Origin of the sequence: Leptospira idonii (assembly GCF_004770995.1) — a bacterium.
In the GTDB taxonomy this organism is placed as follows: domain Bacteria; phylum Spirochaetota; class Leptospiria; order Leptospirales; family Leptospiraceae; genus Leptospira_A; species Leptospira_A idonii.
In genome coordinates this window covers 80,866-97,518 of the sequence record NZ_RQHW01000033.1, presented here as the reverse complement: position 1 = coordinate 97,518, position 16,653 = coordinate 80,866, and the positions used below count along the sequence as shown (strand labels likewise).

12 protein-coding genes and 1 tRNA gene are annotated in these 16,653 nt (G+C 44.0%); 5 read left to right on the top strand and 8 right to left on the bottom strand.

Going from position 1 to position 16,653, the window contains the following annotated elements; translation table 11 throughout:
- The first annotated feature begins 9 nt into the window (after positions 1 to 9).
- The 4 genes from EHS15_RS10035 to EHS15_RS10020 all read left to right on the top strand — a co-directional run bounded on the left by EHS15_RS10035 (position 10) and on the right by EHS15_RS10020 (position 2,542).
- Complete coding sequence (locus tag EHS15_RS10035; protein ID WP_135760429.1) at positions 10 to 276, top strand: Sec-independent protein translocase subunit TatA/TatB; 267 nt, start codon at positions 10 to 12, stop codon at positions 274 to 276.
- 82 nt (positions 277 to 358) lie between these two features.
- Positions 359 to 1,078, top strand: coding sequence for a twin-arginine translocase subunit TatC (tatC, locus tag EHS15_RS10030; RefSeq protein WP_135760428.1), 720 nt, complete (start codon positions 359 to 361; stop codon positions 1,076 to 1,078).
- Positions 1,079 to 1,080: 2 nt separating this feature from the next.
- Entirely contained in the window at positions 1,081 to 2,181 is a 1,101-nt protein-coding gene (gene rktP, locus EHS15_RS10025) for an Arg-Lys translocation region protein phosphatase RktP (protein WP_135760427.1), read from the top strand.
- Positions 2,182 to 2,209: 28 nt separating this feature from the next.
- Positions 2,210 to 2,542 carry a YnfA family protein gene (locus tag EHS15_RS10020; protein ID WP_135760426.1) on the top strand — a complete coding sequence of 111 codons (333 nt, stop codon included), beginning with the start codon at positions 2,210 to 2,212 and terminating at the stop codon, positions 2,540 to 2,542.
- 59 nt (positions 2,543 to 2,601) lie between these two features.
- Here EHS15_RS10020 and clpX read toward each other — a convergent pair whose 3' ends face one another.
- The 5 genes from clpX to EHS15_RS09995 form a co-directional block, all read right to left on the bottom strand.
- Positions 2,602 to 3,882 carry an ATP-dependent Clp protease ATP-binding subunit ClpX gene (clpX, locus tag EHS15_RS10015; protein WP_135760425.1) on the bottom strand — a complete coding sequence of 427 codons (1,281 nt, stop codon included), beginning with the start codon at positions 3,880 to 3,882 and terminating at the stop codon, positions 2,602 to 2,604.
- Between the two features lie 12 nt (positions 3,883 to 3,894).
- Positions 3,895 to 4,494 (bottom strand): ATP-dependent Clp endopeptidase proteolytic subunit ClpP, encoded by a 600-nt coding sequence (clpP, locus tag EHS15_RS10010; protein WP_135760424.1) that lies wholly within the window; start codon positions 4,492 to 4,494, stop codon positions 3,895 to 3,897.
- A gap of 2 nt (positions 4,495 to 4,496) precedes the next feature.
- Positions 4,497 to 5,840 (bottom strand): trigger factor, encoded by a 1,344-nt coding sequence (tig, locus tag EHS15_RS10005; protein WP_135760423.1) that lies wholly within the window; start codon positions 5,838 to 5,840, stop codon positions 4,497 to 4,499.
- Between the two features lie 116 nt (positions 5,841 to 5,956).
- Positions 5,957 to 6,028, bottom strand: a tRNA-Gly gene (locus EHS15_RS10000).
- 68 nt (positions 6,029 to 6,096) lie between these two features.
- A complete protein-coding gene (locus tag EHS15_RS09995; protein WP_135760422.1) occupies positions 6,097 to 6,762 on the bottom strand; it encodes an arylesterase in 666 nt (221 codons plus the stop codon).
- 243 nt (positions 6,763 to 7,005) lie between these two features.
- On the opposite strand from EHS15_RS09995, the gene EHS15_RS09990 reads away from it, so the two are divergent.
- The gene (locus EHS15_RS09990) at positions 7,006 to 11,313 is read left to right on the top strand and encodes a chitobiase/beta-hexosaminidase C-terminal domain-containing protein (protein ID WP_135760421.1); all 4,308 of its coding nucleotides are present in this window, start codon (positions 7,006 to 7,008) and stop codon (positions 11,311 to 11,313) included.
- A 20-nt stretch (positions 11,314 to 11,333) separates the two neighbouring features.
- Here EHS15_RS09990 and EHS15_RS09985 read toward each other — a convergent pair whose 3' ends face one another.
- From EHS15_RS09985 to EHS15_RS09975, 3 genes are read right to left on the bottom strand one after another with little or no spacing between them, the layout of a single operon-like run.
- Entirely contained in the window at positions 11,334 to 12,512 is a 1,179-nt protein-coding gene (locus EHS15_RS09985; protein WP_135760420.1) for a hypothetical protein, read from the bottom strand.
- A gap of 13 nt (positions 12,513 to 12,525) precedes the next feature.
- A complete protein-coding gene (locus tag EHS15_RS09980) occupies positions 12,526 to 13,254 on the bottom strand; it encodes an OmpA family protein (RefSeq protein ID WP_246052052.1) in 729 nt (242 codons plus the stop codon).
- A gap of 32 nt (positions 13,255 to 13,286) precedes the next feature.
- The gene (locus EHS15_RS09975) at positions 13,287 to 16,487 is read right to left on the bottom strand and encodes a DUF1554 domain-containing protein (RefSeq protein ID WP_135760419.1); all 3,201 of its coding nucleotides are present in this window, start codon (positions 16,485 to 16,487) and stop codon (positions 13,287 to 13,289) included.
- Between the last annotated feature and the right edge of the window lie 166 nt (positions 16,488 to 16,653).

The following is a 16,653-nucleotide window of genomic DNA, read 5'->3' as shown; positions in this document are numbered from 1 at the left end:
GAGGAAAATATGTTACTCATTCCTATTTCTTTTCTACCGCCACTGGCTTTTTTCAATTTAGGTCCTTGGGAAATCGCTCTCATCGTTTTTTTAGCCCTTCTTTTTTTCGGAGGCAAAAGACTGCCTTCCCTGGCAAAAGATTTGGGTTCAGGAATCAAAGAATTTCGTAAGTCCATGACAGGTGTTGAAGATGAACCAGTTCAAACTTCTTTGCCTGGGAAAGATGTGACTACTGACGAAAAAGAAACCACAAAATCGAAAAAGAAAAAAGCATAATCTTTTAGTTTTGGCGAAAGTAAACAAAACAAAATCACTTCCTCTTCCCCCTCCGGAACATTCGGAAACCAGGGAAAAATTTATGACCCTTGGCGAACATTTGGAAGAGCTTCGCCAAAGGCTTATCTACTCCCTTCTAGTAGTTGCAGGTTTTATGGCGGTGTCACTTTATTTCGGAAGTGAGATCCATTCCATTCTGATCAGCCCGTATCGTGCGGTGCTTGGGCCGAATGCCCATTTTTTTCAGATCCAGCTGATGGCTCCGTTTTTGATCTATTTGAAAACTTCCTTGATGCTTTCCGTACTCATTGCACTGCCGATCCTTCTCTACATCCTTTGGGGGTTTATCGTTCCCGCAGTGAATCCTAGGACGGAAAAATGGGGTAAGTTCATCATTTTATTTTCCACGCTTTTGTTCTGGTCAGGGATCGCTCTCTGCTGGTTCACAGTGTTCGAAGGTTTTTTAAGAGTTTTCTTGGTAGTGCTTCGGCCGGAAGGAATCGATCCGTATCTGCCTATCGATGAATATTATGATTTATTCTTTAACTTGCATCTGGTTTTCGGAGCCTCTTTTGAGTTACCGATCGTACTCATTTTATTAGGTAGAATAGGCATCCTATCCTCTGGTTTTTTGCTTTCCAAATGGAGAGAAGGTATTCTGATGATTGCTGTCGTTTCCGCAGTATTATCTCCCGGACCGGATGTGTTTTCTATGATGATGTTACTATTGCCTCTCACCTTCCTATTCTTCCTTTCTGCGGTTCTAATGAAAATTTTAGAAAGATCAGATGCGAATTCATAGACATGAAAAGAGTCAGCATCCGCAAAAAAATACCGTTCCTAATAGGGCTTTTCTGTTTTATCCTTTTTTTAGCCCAGTTTTTACTCGCTGAGTTCGCTTTCACTCATTGGCAAAACCCTGCGGGAAATAATGTCCTCAACTTTAAAATGTTGGGGCTTTATCTCTCCTTAGCTTTTTCCGTTGCTACTGCATTCTTCACCTACCACCTATTAGGTTTCATTTACAAAATGTTCTTACGTGCAGCAAGTGAAATCCAACACGTAGATCTGGGTTCGGATACGGATGATGAGGAGTCTTCCGAAGAAGCATCCCTTTTGCGTTCCATCAAACTTGCCTTGTTTCAAGCGGAAGAATCGGTCAGCGGAGTGAATTTCGAAAACCAATTCGATTGGGAACTTTCCAAAGCCGTTTCTCTCAACCGAATGGTTCCCGATTTGGAGCTGAAAAAAATCCAAGGTTGGGACATATCCGCTTTCCCCAGCATCATGCGCCATGCAAACAGCGATTATATGAGAATCATCAAAACCAAAGACGGTTTTGTGGGAATTCTTGCTGGTCACATGGAACCGGGAGTGACCGAGTCCGCAGAACGTTTGTTCATTCATGGAATCATTTCCGCATATGCGAATACAGAGGAACCTTCGTTCGATATCCTGGATAAAATCGAATCCAGCTTTCACAAACTCAGCCTGCAAGGTTTAAAACTTTCCCTATTCGGAATCGGATCCGAAAAAGACAAATTGAAGTTCCTTCATTTTATGGACATGCCTGTGTTCCAATTTTCCAACCAAGGAATTCAGGTCATAGAAGGAAGCGGAGACGACTCCTGGCATGCCCTTCATGAACATGAATTTTCCATGGCGGACGGAATCGAAATCGGAGACTATCTGGTTTGGGGAAGCGACAGAACCTTAAAAGAATTCGGACTCACCTCTTTCGAAATCATGGAAGAATTTGTGGATTATCTATTGGATCTAAGCCCTAACTCCTCTAGAGAAATGCTTCTAGCCATCGCCAAAAAAATGGAAAAGATGGGAAAAGAAAGAAATCTTACCAACCCTCTGGAAAAACTAAGCATCTTCGTTCTTCGCAGAACAAAATAAGGAAATAATAATCCTGCCGCTCTCACCCATGTTGTATCTGAAAGTAGCCGCCATCTTCTTGTTAGCAGGAATCTGCGAAATAGGAGGTGGATATTTAGTTTGGCTTTGGCTGAGACAAGAAAAACCTTTCTGGTATGCCTGCATCGGTTTTGCCGTTTTGGGACTTTACGGTGTGGTGGCTACGCTGCAACCCGCAGATTTCACAAGAACCTATGCCGCTTACGGTGGAGTGTTTATCTTTCTGTCTCTTCTCTGGGGATGGAAATTCGAAAACTCCATTCCGGACAGATACGATCTGATCGGCTCGGTGATTGTTCTTATAGGAGTGGGAATTTTATATTTTGCGCCCAGAGGATCTTAAGAGGTTCACTCGAGGCAAACACACAAGGGCAGTCCGAAGATGAACTGCCTAAACCCTTTTTAAGCGATCTTTTCGATATCGCCTTTCAAGATGGTGATAGGAGGTTCGTTTTTAAGAACCGTATCTTCCGTAACCACAACTTCCAAAACGTCTTTTCGAGAAGGAATTTGGAACATTAGATCCATCATGATGTCTTCTATGATAGCACGAAGACCTCTGGCACCGCTTTCTCTTTTGATTGCGGTTTCTGCAATGGCCTCGATCGCCTCTTCCGTGAACTTCAATTTCACGTTTTCGATATCGAACATCTTCTGGTATTGTTTGAGAAGAGAGTTTTTAGGTTCCGTAAAGATAGACTTCAAGGATTCCACAGTCAATTCATCCAGAGTTGCCACGATCGGCAAACGGCCGATAAACTCAGGGATGAGTCCGAATTTCATCAAATCATCAGGAATGACATGGTGCACCAAACTTTCGTTCGTATCGATTGTTTTTCCCATTTCGTTCACAACATCGCCGGAATGAAACCCGATGGATTTTACACCGACTCTTTGTTTGATGATTTGATCCAAACCTACGAAAGCACCTCCGCAGATAAAAAGAATGTTCTTTGTTTCTACAGGAATGTATTCTTGATGAGGATGTTTTCTTCCCCCTTGAGGAGGAACGTTGGCCACGGTGCCTTCTATAATTTTTAAGAGAGCTTGTTGCACACCTTCCCCGGACACATCTCTAGTGATGGATGCGGAGTCGGATTTACGGGAGATTTTATCGATTTCGTCGATATAGATGATACCCATTTCGGCACGTTTGACATCATTGTCCGAATTTTGGATGAGTTTGAGAATGATGTTTTCCACATCTTCTCCCACATAACCTGCCTCAGTCAGAGCGGTAGCATCCACGATTGCAAAAGGGACTTTTAGAATGCGCGCCAATGTTTGAGCGAGCAAGGTTTTACCGGATCCGGTAGGGCCGATGAGCATGATATTGGATTTTTCCAACTCCACATCTCCCGCCTTACGGTCGTTATGGAAAATACGTTTGTAGTGATTGTAAACGGCAACGGAAAGAGCTTTTTTCGCCTGCTCTTGCCCGATAACATACTGATCTAAGATTTTTTTGATCTCGGTAGGTTTCGGAATGTCCCCTACGATCGCTGTTTTCTCTCCTGCTGCCGGTTCTTCTGCGATTATTTCATTGCAGAGAGAAATACATTCGTCACAGATATAAACACCTGGACCAGCCACCAATCTACGAACTTCGTCTTGAGCCTTTCCGCAAAAAGAGCAGTGGAGCTTTTCCCGAGTATTCCCTGTAGTTGTTGGTCGCTTGGTCATAGTGGTCTCCTATTATACTTGGATCTGCTTACGCTCTTGGATTACGTTATCGATGATTCCGTATTCTTTTGCTTCCTCTGCGCTCATGTAGAAATTGCGCTCGGTGTCTTTTTTGATTTGATCCGAAGGTTTGCCGGTGTGCTTACCATAAAGGTCGATCAACTTGTCTTTTATCTTAACAATTTCTCTTGCGGAAATTTCGATATCGGATGCCTGACCGCCTGCACCGCCGTAAGGTTGGTGGAGCATAATTCTGGAATTAGGAAGCGCGGATCTTTTTCCTTTCGCTCCCCCAGCCAGAAGGAGAGCCGCCATAGATGACGCCTGACCGATGCAAAGCGTTCTCACTTCCGGTTTGATGAGCTGCATTGTATCGTAGATCGCCATACCGGAACTTACGTAACCGCCGGGGCTATTGATGTAGAGATAGATATCTCTTTCCGGATTTTCCGCTTCCAAAAACAATAATTGAGCGGAAATGACATTGGCATAGGCTTCGTCGATGCCGGAACCTAGGAAAATGATTCGATCCTTCAATAGTCGGGAAAAGATGTCGTATTGACGTTCTCCCCTGCTCGTTTGCTCAATTACATAAGGCATTAATGTTGACATGTTTACTCTTTCCCGCTCAATAGCTTCTCTGCTTCTTCGGTGGAAACCGATTTAGGAGACTTTTTCTCTACCTCACTGTAAACAAACTCGTCGATTTTATCAAACAGGAATTTGTCTCTGTAAAAGGTTTCCGCCCTTTGTTTTTGGACTTCTTTTTTGAGAGATTCGGCGGGAATTCCTTGCGTTGCGGCTTCTTTTTCATAACCCGCCTCCATTTCCTCGTCAGAAATGGCAATTTTATGTTCTTCCCCGATTTTATGCTTCAATAAGTAGGTTTGGATTCTCTTTTCCGCAGCCTTTGCGAAAGACTCTCTGACTTCTGCCTCTTCTTTTCCCAGTTTTTTCGCATACTCTGCGATGGAAGTAGCCGGAAGGCCGAACTCTTGCATAAAGTTTTGGAACACCCCGTCCGTTTCCTCTTTTACGAGAGACTCGGGGATCACGAATTTGGATTCTTTTATGATTTCCGCATAGGCTTCATCGATCGCTTTTTTCTTAAGAGCGTTTTCGAAAATATCGGCCAATTGTTTTTTGGTTTTATCTTTTAACTCTTGCAAGTTGGCAGAACCGTCCACCTCGGAAGCGAAGTCGTCGTTGATTTCAGGGTAAGTCACTTTATAAAGTGCGGTGACTTTGATGTTGTATGTGAAAACTTTTCCTGCCGATTCGGGAGATTGAGGGAAAGAATCAGGATAACGGAAGTTAAATTCTTTTTCTTCGTTTGCCTTCAGACCCAAAAGTTCAGAATCGAAACCGGGAGGGTTTTGAGGTGCTCCCATTTGGTATTTGCCAGTTTGGGATGCTTCCGGATATTCTTTTCCTTCTTCTTTGAATTTATAATTCATTTCCAAAAGATCAGTCGCTTCCACGGAATCACCATCTTCCTTTAAGGAATTGCGAGCCATGTTTTTCTGCATTCCTTCCAATTCCTTTTGCAAATCGGAATCTTGGATTTTGATTTCTTTCGGCTGAATTTTGATTTTTTTCAGTTTAGGGAGAGTGATTTCGGGTTTCGTATCGTAAGTCGTTTTTGCTTTAGCGCCTGTTTTTCGATCAAAGGATTCCACTTGGAACTGAGGAATGCGGATAGGTTTGTGTTCCAATTTGTCGAATAGATCCGCCATTGCATTATTGAGCATGATGTTGGCTGCGTCATCGATAACACTGTCGCCTAACACTTTTTCCAGCATATTGAGAGGTGCTTTTCCTGGACGGAAGCCGGGAATCTTTACTTTGGAGCTGGCATTTTCGTATGCTTTTTTATAGGCTACTTCCACTTCGGAAGCGTTAAAACTAATGGTAAGGTCGCAAGATGCGTTGTTATTTTTTTTTGCAGTAAATTCCATAAACCGTTCAATCCAATATCAAATTTAAGAATACAGGTGGGAAAAAAGAGCTGGTGTAGCTGAAAAACAAGGACGGATGCAATTTTATATTTTCGCCCCATTTACAATCCTCTGTTAGCGGGAAACGGGACTTGAACCCGCGACCCTCTCCTTGGCAAGGAGATGCTCTACCGCTGAGCTATTCCCGCAAGAGGTTTGAGTATCACCATGATTTTTTAAAACTCTTCTTCTGCAAGGAAAAAAGAGGGGATTGATCTTACTTTTCCGGGACCAATTTTTTCAGATAAGGATATACGTAATCTGCCACCAATTTATGCCCTTCCGCCGTCGGATGGATTCCGTCTTTTTGATTTAACTTACGTATGGTGGCAACTTTCTCCAAAAGAAACGGGACAAGAGGTACGTTTTCCTCTTTTGCCAGATCCGGATAAATTCGATTGAATTCGGCTGCGTAGGTTTTCCCCATATTGGGCATGGCCATCATCCCCACTAGAAGAATCTTACAGTCAGGGTATTCCGATTTTACCTTACGAATCATGGACTGAAGATTAGAACGAGTGACCTGAGGAGTGATCCCCCGCAACATATCGTTGGCACCCAACTCTAAAACGAAAATACTTGGTCTTTGACTGAGAGCCCAATCCAATCTACCCAAACCTCCCGTCGAAGTATCCCCGGAAACACCTGCGTTTGTTATTTGGTAAAAATGACCTTCCGTTTTTAAACGATTTGTAACCAGATGGGGCCAAGCTTCTTCGTAATCGTTCAAACCGTAACCTGCGGTAAGAGAGTCACCGAAAAAAATAATTCTGGGTTCTTCGGAAAGCACTGGTGCACTCACTTCTTTTTTCTCATCTTGAGAAGGATCGGAACAAGAGATCAAAATGGCAGATAAAAAAAGGACACAAAAAACAGCTCTCATAGCTTCCATTTTCTAACTCTCCGAAAATTGTCGAGAGAGAAAGTAAAGTTTTCCCCTACAAGAGAATCGTAAGAATGGGAACATTTATAGACATATATGCTACATTGTTACCACAAACTTCATCAATATAATATTTATTGACAAACCGATTAACAGCATAAATGCGAAGTATTTTTTTGATTTAGAATCATTCTGGAAATAAAAATTTGACCCTAGACCCGATTCGAATTTCATAGTATATAGATGGTGAAAATACGTGCAAAACACGGATATCTACTACTCTTTTTAGTTTTATCCTTTCAAACTTGCAGCGGATTGAGACTGAAACGGTCTCCTTTGGAATTTTATTCCCTTACCAATTTTTTGAAACAATTTTTAGGTTGGGATCGTTATGCGATCGGCGGAGAAGTCACAAACTTAGTCGGTAAAAAACTGACTCTTCAACTGGAAACCCGCAAAACAACCGAATCCAACTTAGTATATGAAACATTTGAAGCGGATTCGAACGGAAGTTTTCGTTTTCCGGGACTACATCAAGATTTAACTTCATACAAAGTTACCATTTTAGTTCAGCCGAGTGAACCTGCACAAGTATGTGAAGTCACTGCTTCGGAAGGACAAATCAACGCAAACAACATTACTACCGTGGGAGTTCAGTGTGGAGATGCGATCTATGTAGCCGCTCCCGTTTATTCCCCTCCTCAAAGCGAATATTATTCGGCATTGTCCGTTCAAATCACTACAACGACTTCAGGTGCAGTCATCTACTATTCATTAGATGGAAATCCTCCGGATTGTTCGGGAAGCAATGGAACAATTTATTCGGGTTCCGTAAATCTGGCAGGACCTTCCGCCCCTCCTACGATCGAAGCTTACGATTTACGTGCGATCGCCTGCAAAGAAGGTAGATCCTCTTCCGTGCAAAGAGGAGAATATACGGTTACGAACGGACTCCTAGGAACACCTACATTTAGTTTGCCGGCAGGAAATTATCCTTCCGCAATTTCACTCGATATCAACCCTCCCGGATCTCCTCTAGGAACTGCAGTGCATTACACATTGGATGGAAGTTTGCCGAACTGTTCCAGCCCTTCAGGAAGCCCTGTCTCTATCGCTTCCTCTTCCACAGTAAGAGCGATCTCTTGTTTGGCAGGTTATACAAAATCTTCCGTAGTGGATGCTTATTATGAAATCACCGGCACGGTAGCACAAACAAGCTTCAGCGTATTAGGTGGAACTTTTTACAATGATCAATCCTTGACTTTATCCACACCTACATCAGGTGCTAGCATTAGATACATAATGACAACGGACGGAAGCACCCCTTCGGATCCGGATTGCTCCAGCTCCACTTTGTATTCCTATCCGATTCCCTTGTCGATAGACGACACTCGCATCAAAGCGATTGCCTGCAGACCTACCTGGACGGATTCCTCGATCGTATCCCAAACCTATCGATTCACTGCGGCAAACCCGTTATTGTCTCCCGTTGCAGGAACCTACCAAAACGGAATTTCCGTATCCGCTTCTTCTTCCAGCACAGGAGCAGTGATCCACTATAACCTAGGTTCTGCGGCATCCTGTTCAGATTCTCCTTCTCCGATTGTTTTGAATCTCACAGGTGCGGAAACAACGAACGATGTATATGCGATTGCATGTAAAACGAATTATTCCTCTTCTTCTGTGGTCTCCGGAACTTATGTTATGACGGGAACATTGCCTATCCCCGTTTTTTCGCTTCCTGCAGGAGCTTATCCGGGGACTCAATCGGTAACGGTTTCTCCCGGTGCAGGAAGCCCCCCAGGAACGAACATACATTACACTACTAACGGAACAACCCCGGATTGCCTAAGCCCTACGTCACCTAATCCGATTTCGGTGAATGCAAGTATGACGATCCAAGCCATTGCCTGCAAAGATACTCCTCTTTGGACGAGTTCATCCGTAACCAGTGCAGGTTTCACGATCAATGGCCAGGTGAATGCTCCTGCATTTTCCGCAAATCCAGGTTTGGAATCAGGAATTTATGCAAATGATCAAACGATCACCCTGTCCAGCACGACCCCCGGCGCCACGATTCGTTACACATTAGGAGACGGCAGCCAAGCGGCTCCCACTTGTGCAACCGGAACAGTAGGGTCTTCCGTTTCCATTACATCTAACACAAACAATACGATCAAAGCGATCGCCTGCAAAACCGATTTTTTAGATTCAAATCTATCCACTTCGGCTTCTTATACATTGAAAGCGGGAACTCCTTCTCCTTCCCTTACGCCGGGCGTTTATCAGACAGCACAAACCATTTCTTTTTCGAACACAACTTCGGGAGTGAGCACTCATGTCACTCACGGAGCGAGTCCTGCAGATCCCAATTGCGGCTCGCCTACAGGTTCGGTAACCATCCCTTTGAATACGGCAAATTATATTGTGAAAGCAATCAGTTGTAAGGCGGGTTATACGGACTCGGATCTGTTCACCGGAACTTACACAATTACGGGAACCGTTCCTTCCCCTACTCTTTCCGGGCCGACGGGGCTGGGAAATACAATCACTGTGACAGCGAATCTTCCTCCCTCTACGCAAACTCTCTGTTATAAGATAGGAAGTGATCCGGAATGTTCTTCCACAAACGGAGGAACTGCTCTCTCTACGGGAGGTTATTGCGCATCAGGAACAACAGTTTATTCTACTTCCGTTCCGATAGCAACCAGCAGCGATTTCAGAGCAAGATCTTGCAGTACGGATTATACGCAATCTTCCGTAGTCTCTCAATCGGTAGTGATCAGTGGATCCGTAGGAACGGTCACATTCACTCCTGACCCGAATACTGTCGCTTACAACGATTATACGACTGCTTTGACTGCGACAGGTTCTTCTCATATCTATTATAGAACCGACGGTGTCAACCCTGACTGCACAGGGGTCAGTGCGACAGAATACTCCGGACCTATTTCCATTACTGCCAGAAATCAAAACATAAGAGCGATCGGATGTGCTGCATTGACTTCTCCTTCTGCAGTGGTTTCCAAAACCAGCAATCTGCAAGTGGCCACTCCATCCAGAGTTTCCCCCGCATCTGACGGAGGTTTTTCGAACGACCTTGTATCCACATGGAGCACATCAACCACAGGTGCTGCCCTCTATTTCAGAATCGATGCATCTGCTCCCGATTGCGAAAACTTAGCCGCTGCAGGAACATACTCCTATGGAAGCGGTGTTTCCATGCCGGTAGCAGGTTCGGGAGGATACCACAACCTAAGAGTCGTAGGATGTAAGTCGAATTACAGTGCTTCTACGGCGGGGACTTCCTTATTCAATTTTACGGTATCCGATCCGGTATTTAAACTGGGGAATGTCAATTTCCTTCCTGCTTCGGCAACATTACCTAACTCTAATTTTGTGCTCAGTTCCACGACTTCAACCGCAACGATTTGTCTGACGGACAATGGAACAACTCCTGCTTGTGATTCTTCCGGCGGCTGTATGATTGGAAGTCCCTCGGCCAACTATCTGCATGCAAGTTCCCGAACAGTAAGTATGGTCGCCTGCAAAACAAATTACGGTTCCTCTTCCGTTGCAACGAAGACCCTTACCATCTCCTCTCCTGTGCTCAGGGTTTTCGTTTCTGAAACTGCTACGGACGGGTTAATGTCCACTGCAAATGCGGATTCCTTATGTAATAACGATCTTGCTAGACCTTATTACGGCTCCAATTATAAAGCAGTGCGTATGGGGGGAGGAAGAAACGGAACTACCGACTGGGTTCTATTAAAAGGGTGGGACTACTACCGTACAGATGGTACGACCTTGATAGGAACCACTCAGTCCGGTGCAGGATTAGGTTGGACCAGCGGAACTTTTGTAAATTCGATCGGAATATCCGGAGCCAATGTTTTTACGGGAATCGATATGGACGGATCGGGCAATATGAACGAAAGCGGCTTCAGTTGCTCAGGTTGGACGACGAATGACGGAGCAAGTTATGCACGATCGGGAACAGCAGGATCCAACAGTAGCACCGCCTTCGCCAACGGAGCAAATACCTGTGCCACTTCATCGAAGTTATACTGTGCAGAGCAACCTGCAGTCAAAAGAATTTATCTGACAAACACACCCGTTTTGGTTTCGGTCAACATTGCAGGATTCGATAGCTCCTGCAACTCGGACGGCCAAAAACCGACAACAGGAACCTACAAAGCACTTGTCTACGGTTCTGCAAGAAATCCTTCCATAGACTGGCCGTTAGCTGCGAATACTCTTTATGTAAGAACCGATATGGTGACTCCGATCGGAGAAACCAATTCGCAAAGAGAATTCACATTCCCTCTCCGTCACTCGATCTCTTCAACGGCGGCGACAAACGTTTTGACAGGAATCAATCCTAGCGGCAGTCCTTGGGTGCTTGGAAACAACTGCGACAATTTCGTTAACTTTATATTAGGGCCTACTGCCACAATGGGTTCATCCACATCTACAGGGACAGCCGCATTGAATGACAATAATGCAGGATGCACGCTTCTCACTGCGCGACTTTACTGTGTAGAACAATAACCGATTAAATAATAATCGGTTTAATAAACGCCTTCTGAATCATAATGAAAAGAGACACCGGGAGCGATATAAATCTCGGTGACAGTATGTTTGGTGGATTGAGACATTTCCGTAAAACCGACCTGGACACTTCTTGCGGAGTAATCGTTTCTAGGAACATTCCCGATCGTATCTCCCAAATATAAAGAATAACTTCGTTTGATATCTTGGCGGATGAGTCCTACGTCCAAACTGAATCGACAATAACGAAAGGAAGATTCCAACATAAATAAAGTTCCTTTGTCCCTTGCCTGTCCTGCATAAGCGGGAAGGACTCCCGTATAACCGACATTACCGTCAGAGTAACTTTCCTGAATGATTTGGCTTCCTAAGACGGAAAAATCGCCTTTTCTGTCGAGGAGTTCCAAACGGGAACGAATTTCCCACCAATCCCTGATTTTCGCCTTAAGATACAAACCGGGAAGGATCCCTTTCATATAATATTCCGCCTTCGCATCCCCTCCGATCGACCAGGTCGCTTTGTTAGGAATGGCCGCCTCAGGTCTGCTTGTTGAATAGGAACCGTAGGAAATATTATTTTTCTCCGTATAACGATGAATATTGATCGAAGGACCGATCATCAACCACTTGGTGAATGGATGAGTATATGAAAATCGAAAGTGCTGGCTCACTCCTTCAAAACGCAGAAGCCGATTTCCCTCGAATACGGAAGCCCAGTATTGATCCGTCCTGGGAGAAACAAAATCAATCGAAGCCGGTTGATCTCTTCCGTATTTCCCCAAAGTAGTGTTTTGCGCCAATTGGATTTCGATTTTGTTTTTCCATCCGTAAGTAAAATCCCAAAACTGCCCGATGGTATCCAATGTTTTCGTTTGTTTATAAGGAACGGCAAGCGGTGCATTCGGTTCATTTGCCTGTCTCATGATGGAGTTCGCAAGCCACGCCGGTCCTGTTTCGTTCAGGATCGCAGGAGATAATTTTCCGATTCCCGCACCTGTTCTGATTTGGAAACGATGCTCATAAACACCTTCGTATCGATCCATTGGCTGTTTAAAAGGAAGTGTAGGTTCTTCTTTCACATCCGCTTTAGGAATTTCGACTGAAGGAGGATTCGGACCCTCTGCATACAAAGAACTAACGAAAGATAAAATTAAAAAAGAATATAAGATTGAAAAGGAAAGATTGGAAATGATTCTCATAGATAAATTCGCCTTACAGTACAATTCGAACGGTTCCGACCCTTACTTCGGTTCTTCTGTTCTTCGGTTCGGCAAGCATCGTATCTACGATCTTTCTTAAATCCGCATAACCGTCCACTTCGGTGAATCTTTCTTCCGCAATTTGATGGGTTCTTTGCATCTCGGTCTTCACTGCCTGAGCTCTATCTTTACTCAATTTCAAGTTTTTAGCAAATACACCTGCGGAGTCGGTATGACCGCCTATCTTTACTTTGGTTTCAGGATACAAAGACACAGCATCGGAAATTTTCCCGATCATCGTTTTGGCTTTCGGAGTCATCGTCGATTTGCCGGATGGGAACGCTACGTCTCCGTCGATTACGATGAGAATCTCTCTAAGTTTTTTTTCTTCTTCAACTCGTTTTAATTCGATCCCTTTGGCAACCAGACCATCCTCAGCCTTCTCAAACTGAGTTCCTGAATATTCGAAATCGTTTTTAATTCCGTTATAAACTTTTTCGAGATAGTCTTCTGTTCCCATTTGATCCAAAGCACCTACAGGAAGACTTCCCAAAAGTTTTTCTCTTTCCGAGGCAGGCTCTGCCGTAGGGAGCTCCAGATCCAAAGGAACACAACCACAAAACCTTTGAAATGCTTTTGATTTCACCCACTCCGGCTTTTCGCCGGAAATACAATGGGAGACAAATAGAAATAGAAACAAGAAACAAAATCGATTCATTTTCATTAACTTTTTAATTTTCATATAATCAAATCATCATTCCATACAAACACTTGTTACTGCTGAACGCAGATGAGTTTTCGTGTAGTTGCAACGTCACAGTCACTCGTTCCATTATTGATGGAAGCTGTTCCTGTTGCGCCACCAATTCCTATATTTGTCAAATGCGGCGCTCCGGAATTTCCATTCTGAGTCCAATTGGTACAATTATTTGTAGAGGAAGTCCAATCAGAATTCAATCCAGTCCAGAAAGTATCTCCACCGGAAGCACTAAAAGGTGTAGTTAAGGAACCGAATGTAAATAATTTATTTGCATTTGTAGTAAACACTTTACTCGTGTAAGGTCCGGAACCGCCCGTTTTCAGATAATAATCCTTGTTTGCTGCCAATATCCAAGCTACTTGTCCGGTTGCATCCGTTCCCGTAGTAGTAGCGACTCTGGTTGCAGTATCGGCTATCAAAGCCTTAAAAGTAGCCGATCCCCAATTGCTGGGAGCGGCAGGATCTGTTCCGCAAAATCCGTCTGCCACAGTCATACCGGAATTAAAATTCGGATTGTAATCGTTAGTCGTGATAAACATTAACTTGTCATTATCCAAATTGTCCAAAGGACAGCTTTCCGGAGGTTGATACTCATTGAACACTGCGTCCGAACTTGTAATCGCACCAAAGCTAACACAACTCGGTTGAGCCGCATCCGCCCTAGAATCGTCCTTTCCTGTAACTGTAACTATCTGATAAGTATTCCAATTGGCATTGGTAAAAGTGAGTGACGATTTATTCAAACTTGCACATTCAGTGCTGCCTGATTTACAAGCGATCGTAAATGTCACATCGGAAGAAGGCTGAATTCTTAGCCTAACGCCAAATGTAGCAGTTGTACCATCTTCCGAAGTATTTCCCGACACGTTTCCTATTTCAAGAACTTGGTCATCATCTATATTCACAATACTCATGCTAGGCGGAGTAAAACTCAAACCTCCCGTAGACGCACCGAGAACAATAGAATAAGTGACATTTCCATCCGGTGTGGGAGTTATATCATTCACACCTGTCGCTTCAATTCTATTGGTTCCTGCAGCCTCCATGCTATTCCAATTGCCGGAAGTGATGACTGCGGGACTATAGGAAATCGTACCTTCGTTCGTATTACCGGAAGTAGCTCCCACAGAAACATTGGAACCGGGAGCTGATTGAGTGATGAGATGAAAGGTAGCGGTTCCACCCCCTTCCGAAGTAGCAAAACTTCCCGATCTTCTGCATCCCACAATCAGATTAGCGACATCGTTATCGCAACTATAGATCGTAAAGGAAGGACGTGCGACTTGAGTTGCATCCCTATATCCGTATGTTCCATTCCCATAAAGATCATCGCCACTGACTGCGACATTCACTGTGTAGTCCAGATTTCCTTCATTCGCTCCGTTGGAAGCTCCCGTTACGTAAACTGTCTGAGGAGTGTTCCAAGTGGTGGTAGTGAAAGTAAGGGAGGTAGTATTCAAAACTCCATCATTATGAGTGGAATTCACGGACAGGGTCAAATTCACAGTGGCGCGTGGCTCTGATCTCAATCTTATCGTCCATTTAGAATATAACTGAGGATCTAACCTAGCGCTGTCGTCCGTCGCGAACCCTGTAACAGCACTTGCGGACTTAGCGGTAAGAACATTAGAAGTTCCTAAATTCATTAAATTATTGGCAACAATATTGAATCCTGCGACGTCATTATCCGATTCATTCACTGTAATGTTCGGAGTAGGAGTTAATCCGTTGTATTTGGGATCCGTACTGGTACAGTTTTTGAGTTCAATGATCCACTGGAAGTCACCGTCCGCCACATCGTCGTTCACAGGAGTGACCGTCACATCTTGGTAAGTATTCCAATTCATAGGAGTAAAAGTAACCGAGGAAGCGCTAGCGCTCCCTTGTCTGTGTCCTACGTTTTTAGGATCGTAAGTGTCATTGATCGGAATGGTAACGTCATGGGTCGGTTGCGAATTCAATCTCAACCTGAAATATCCAGACTGTAACGTATGCTCAACGATTGATTGATTCAACTGAACCACTTCCACTCCGGGCGTATCGTCATCAATGACGGTAACTGTTACATCGGGAGGATTTTCCCCGCCGTAACCTGTCGAAATTCCCAATTCGACTACAAACGAAATATTCCCATCCGCAACGGAATTGTTTGTAGGAGTCACAGTGACCGTTTGAGGAGTATTATAGTTTGCAGGTGTAAAAGTAAGTAAGGCAGTACTGACAGTCGCTCTAGTGGCAGCAGCAGCAGGAGTGGAAGCGATGGCAACAGGAATCGTTACATTGCCGACAGGAGGATTCGTAAGCACCACAGTAAATCGATTGGCAGCACCCACAGCCGCACCTTCATTGAAACTCAAAGTAGTTGGAGTGACTACGATACCAGGCAATTCATCATCAATATTTACAACGGGAACGGAAGGAACCGCAAGATTATGATACACATCCGCAACATCGGTGCTAGTAGCATTGCTTAATACGATGTTATAATTGATGTTTCCATCTAACACATTATCATCGACACCGGTGATCGTTACCGTTTGAGGGATATAAAAATTAGAGGGAGTAAACGTAAGATTTGTAGGTGACACTGTTCCCTCTGTAGTATCGTCACTGGTGATAGAAGCGATAGTCACTGTCCCGGACGGCGCACTCCCTAATACAACGGTAAAAGTAGCATTTCTATCCGTAGCCGCTAAGTTTTCTTTGGTTCTCAAACCGGTTCGAGGAGAAACCACCACGCTATGAGTATCATCATCAATGACAGTTACTGGACGATTAGGAGTAATTAGATTATTATAAAGTGCATCTTGACTCACCGCATTTCCAATGACTAAAATAGTGTCCCTATTTCCATCCACTTGGTAGTTATTGATTCCGGAAATAACGATGCTTTGCGGTTTGTTCCAATCGGAAGTTGAAAAAGTAAGAGATTTAGGAGAAACAGTAGCAAGGTTTTTATTGTCGATACTGATCGGAAGAGTCACTTCCTTCACTGGTTCCCGATCCAATTTCAGGGTTACTTCCAAAGTTCCCAAAGCAGGATTTTCGGATACGGAATATCCTCCCGTTGTGGAAGTCACAGTCACTCCCGCAGGAGATTTATCCACGGATTCGGAAGCTCCGAAAAGCAACTGGTCGGCTGCCTCGCTAGCAGCACGACAATGAAGAAGTGCAGCAAGTAGAAATAAGGAAATAAAATATTGGCTCTTTTTCATATAATACAACCGAATTGATTTTAACTTAATCTTCAGTGGAAAAAAAGAGGATGGGGTGTAAAGCAGAAACCCCCAAAAAGGATTAATTTTCAATGACTTTCAAAGATTGCTAGATATCCCTAACCATATACCACCCGTTATATGTGCCGGTTACCAAGATTCACTA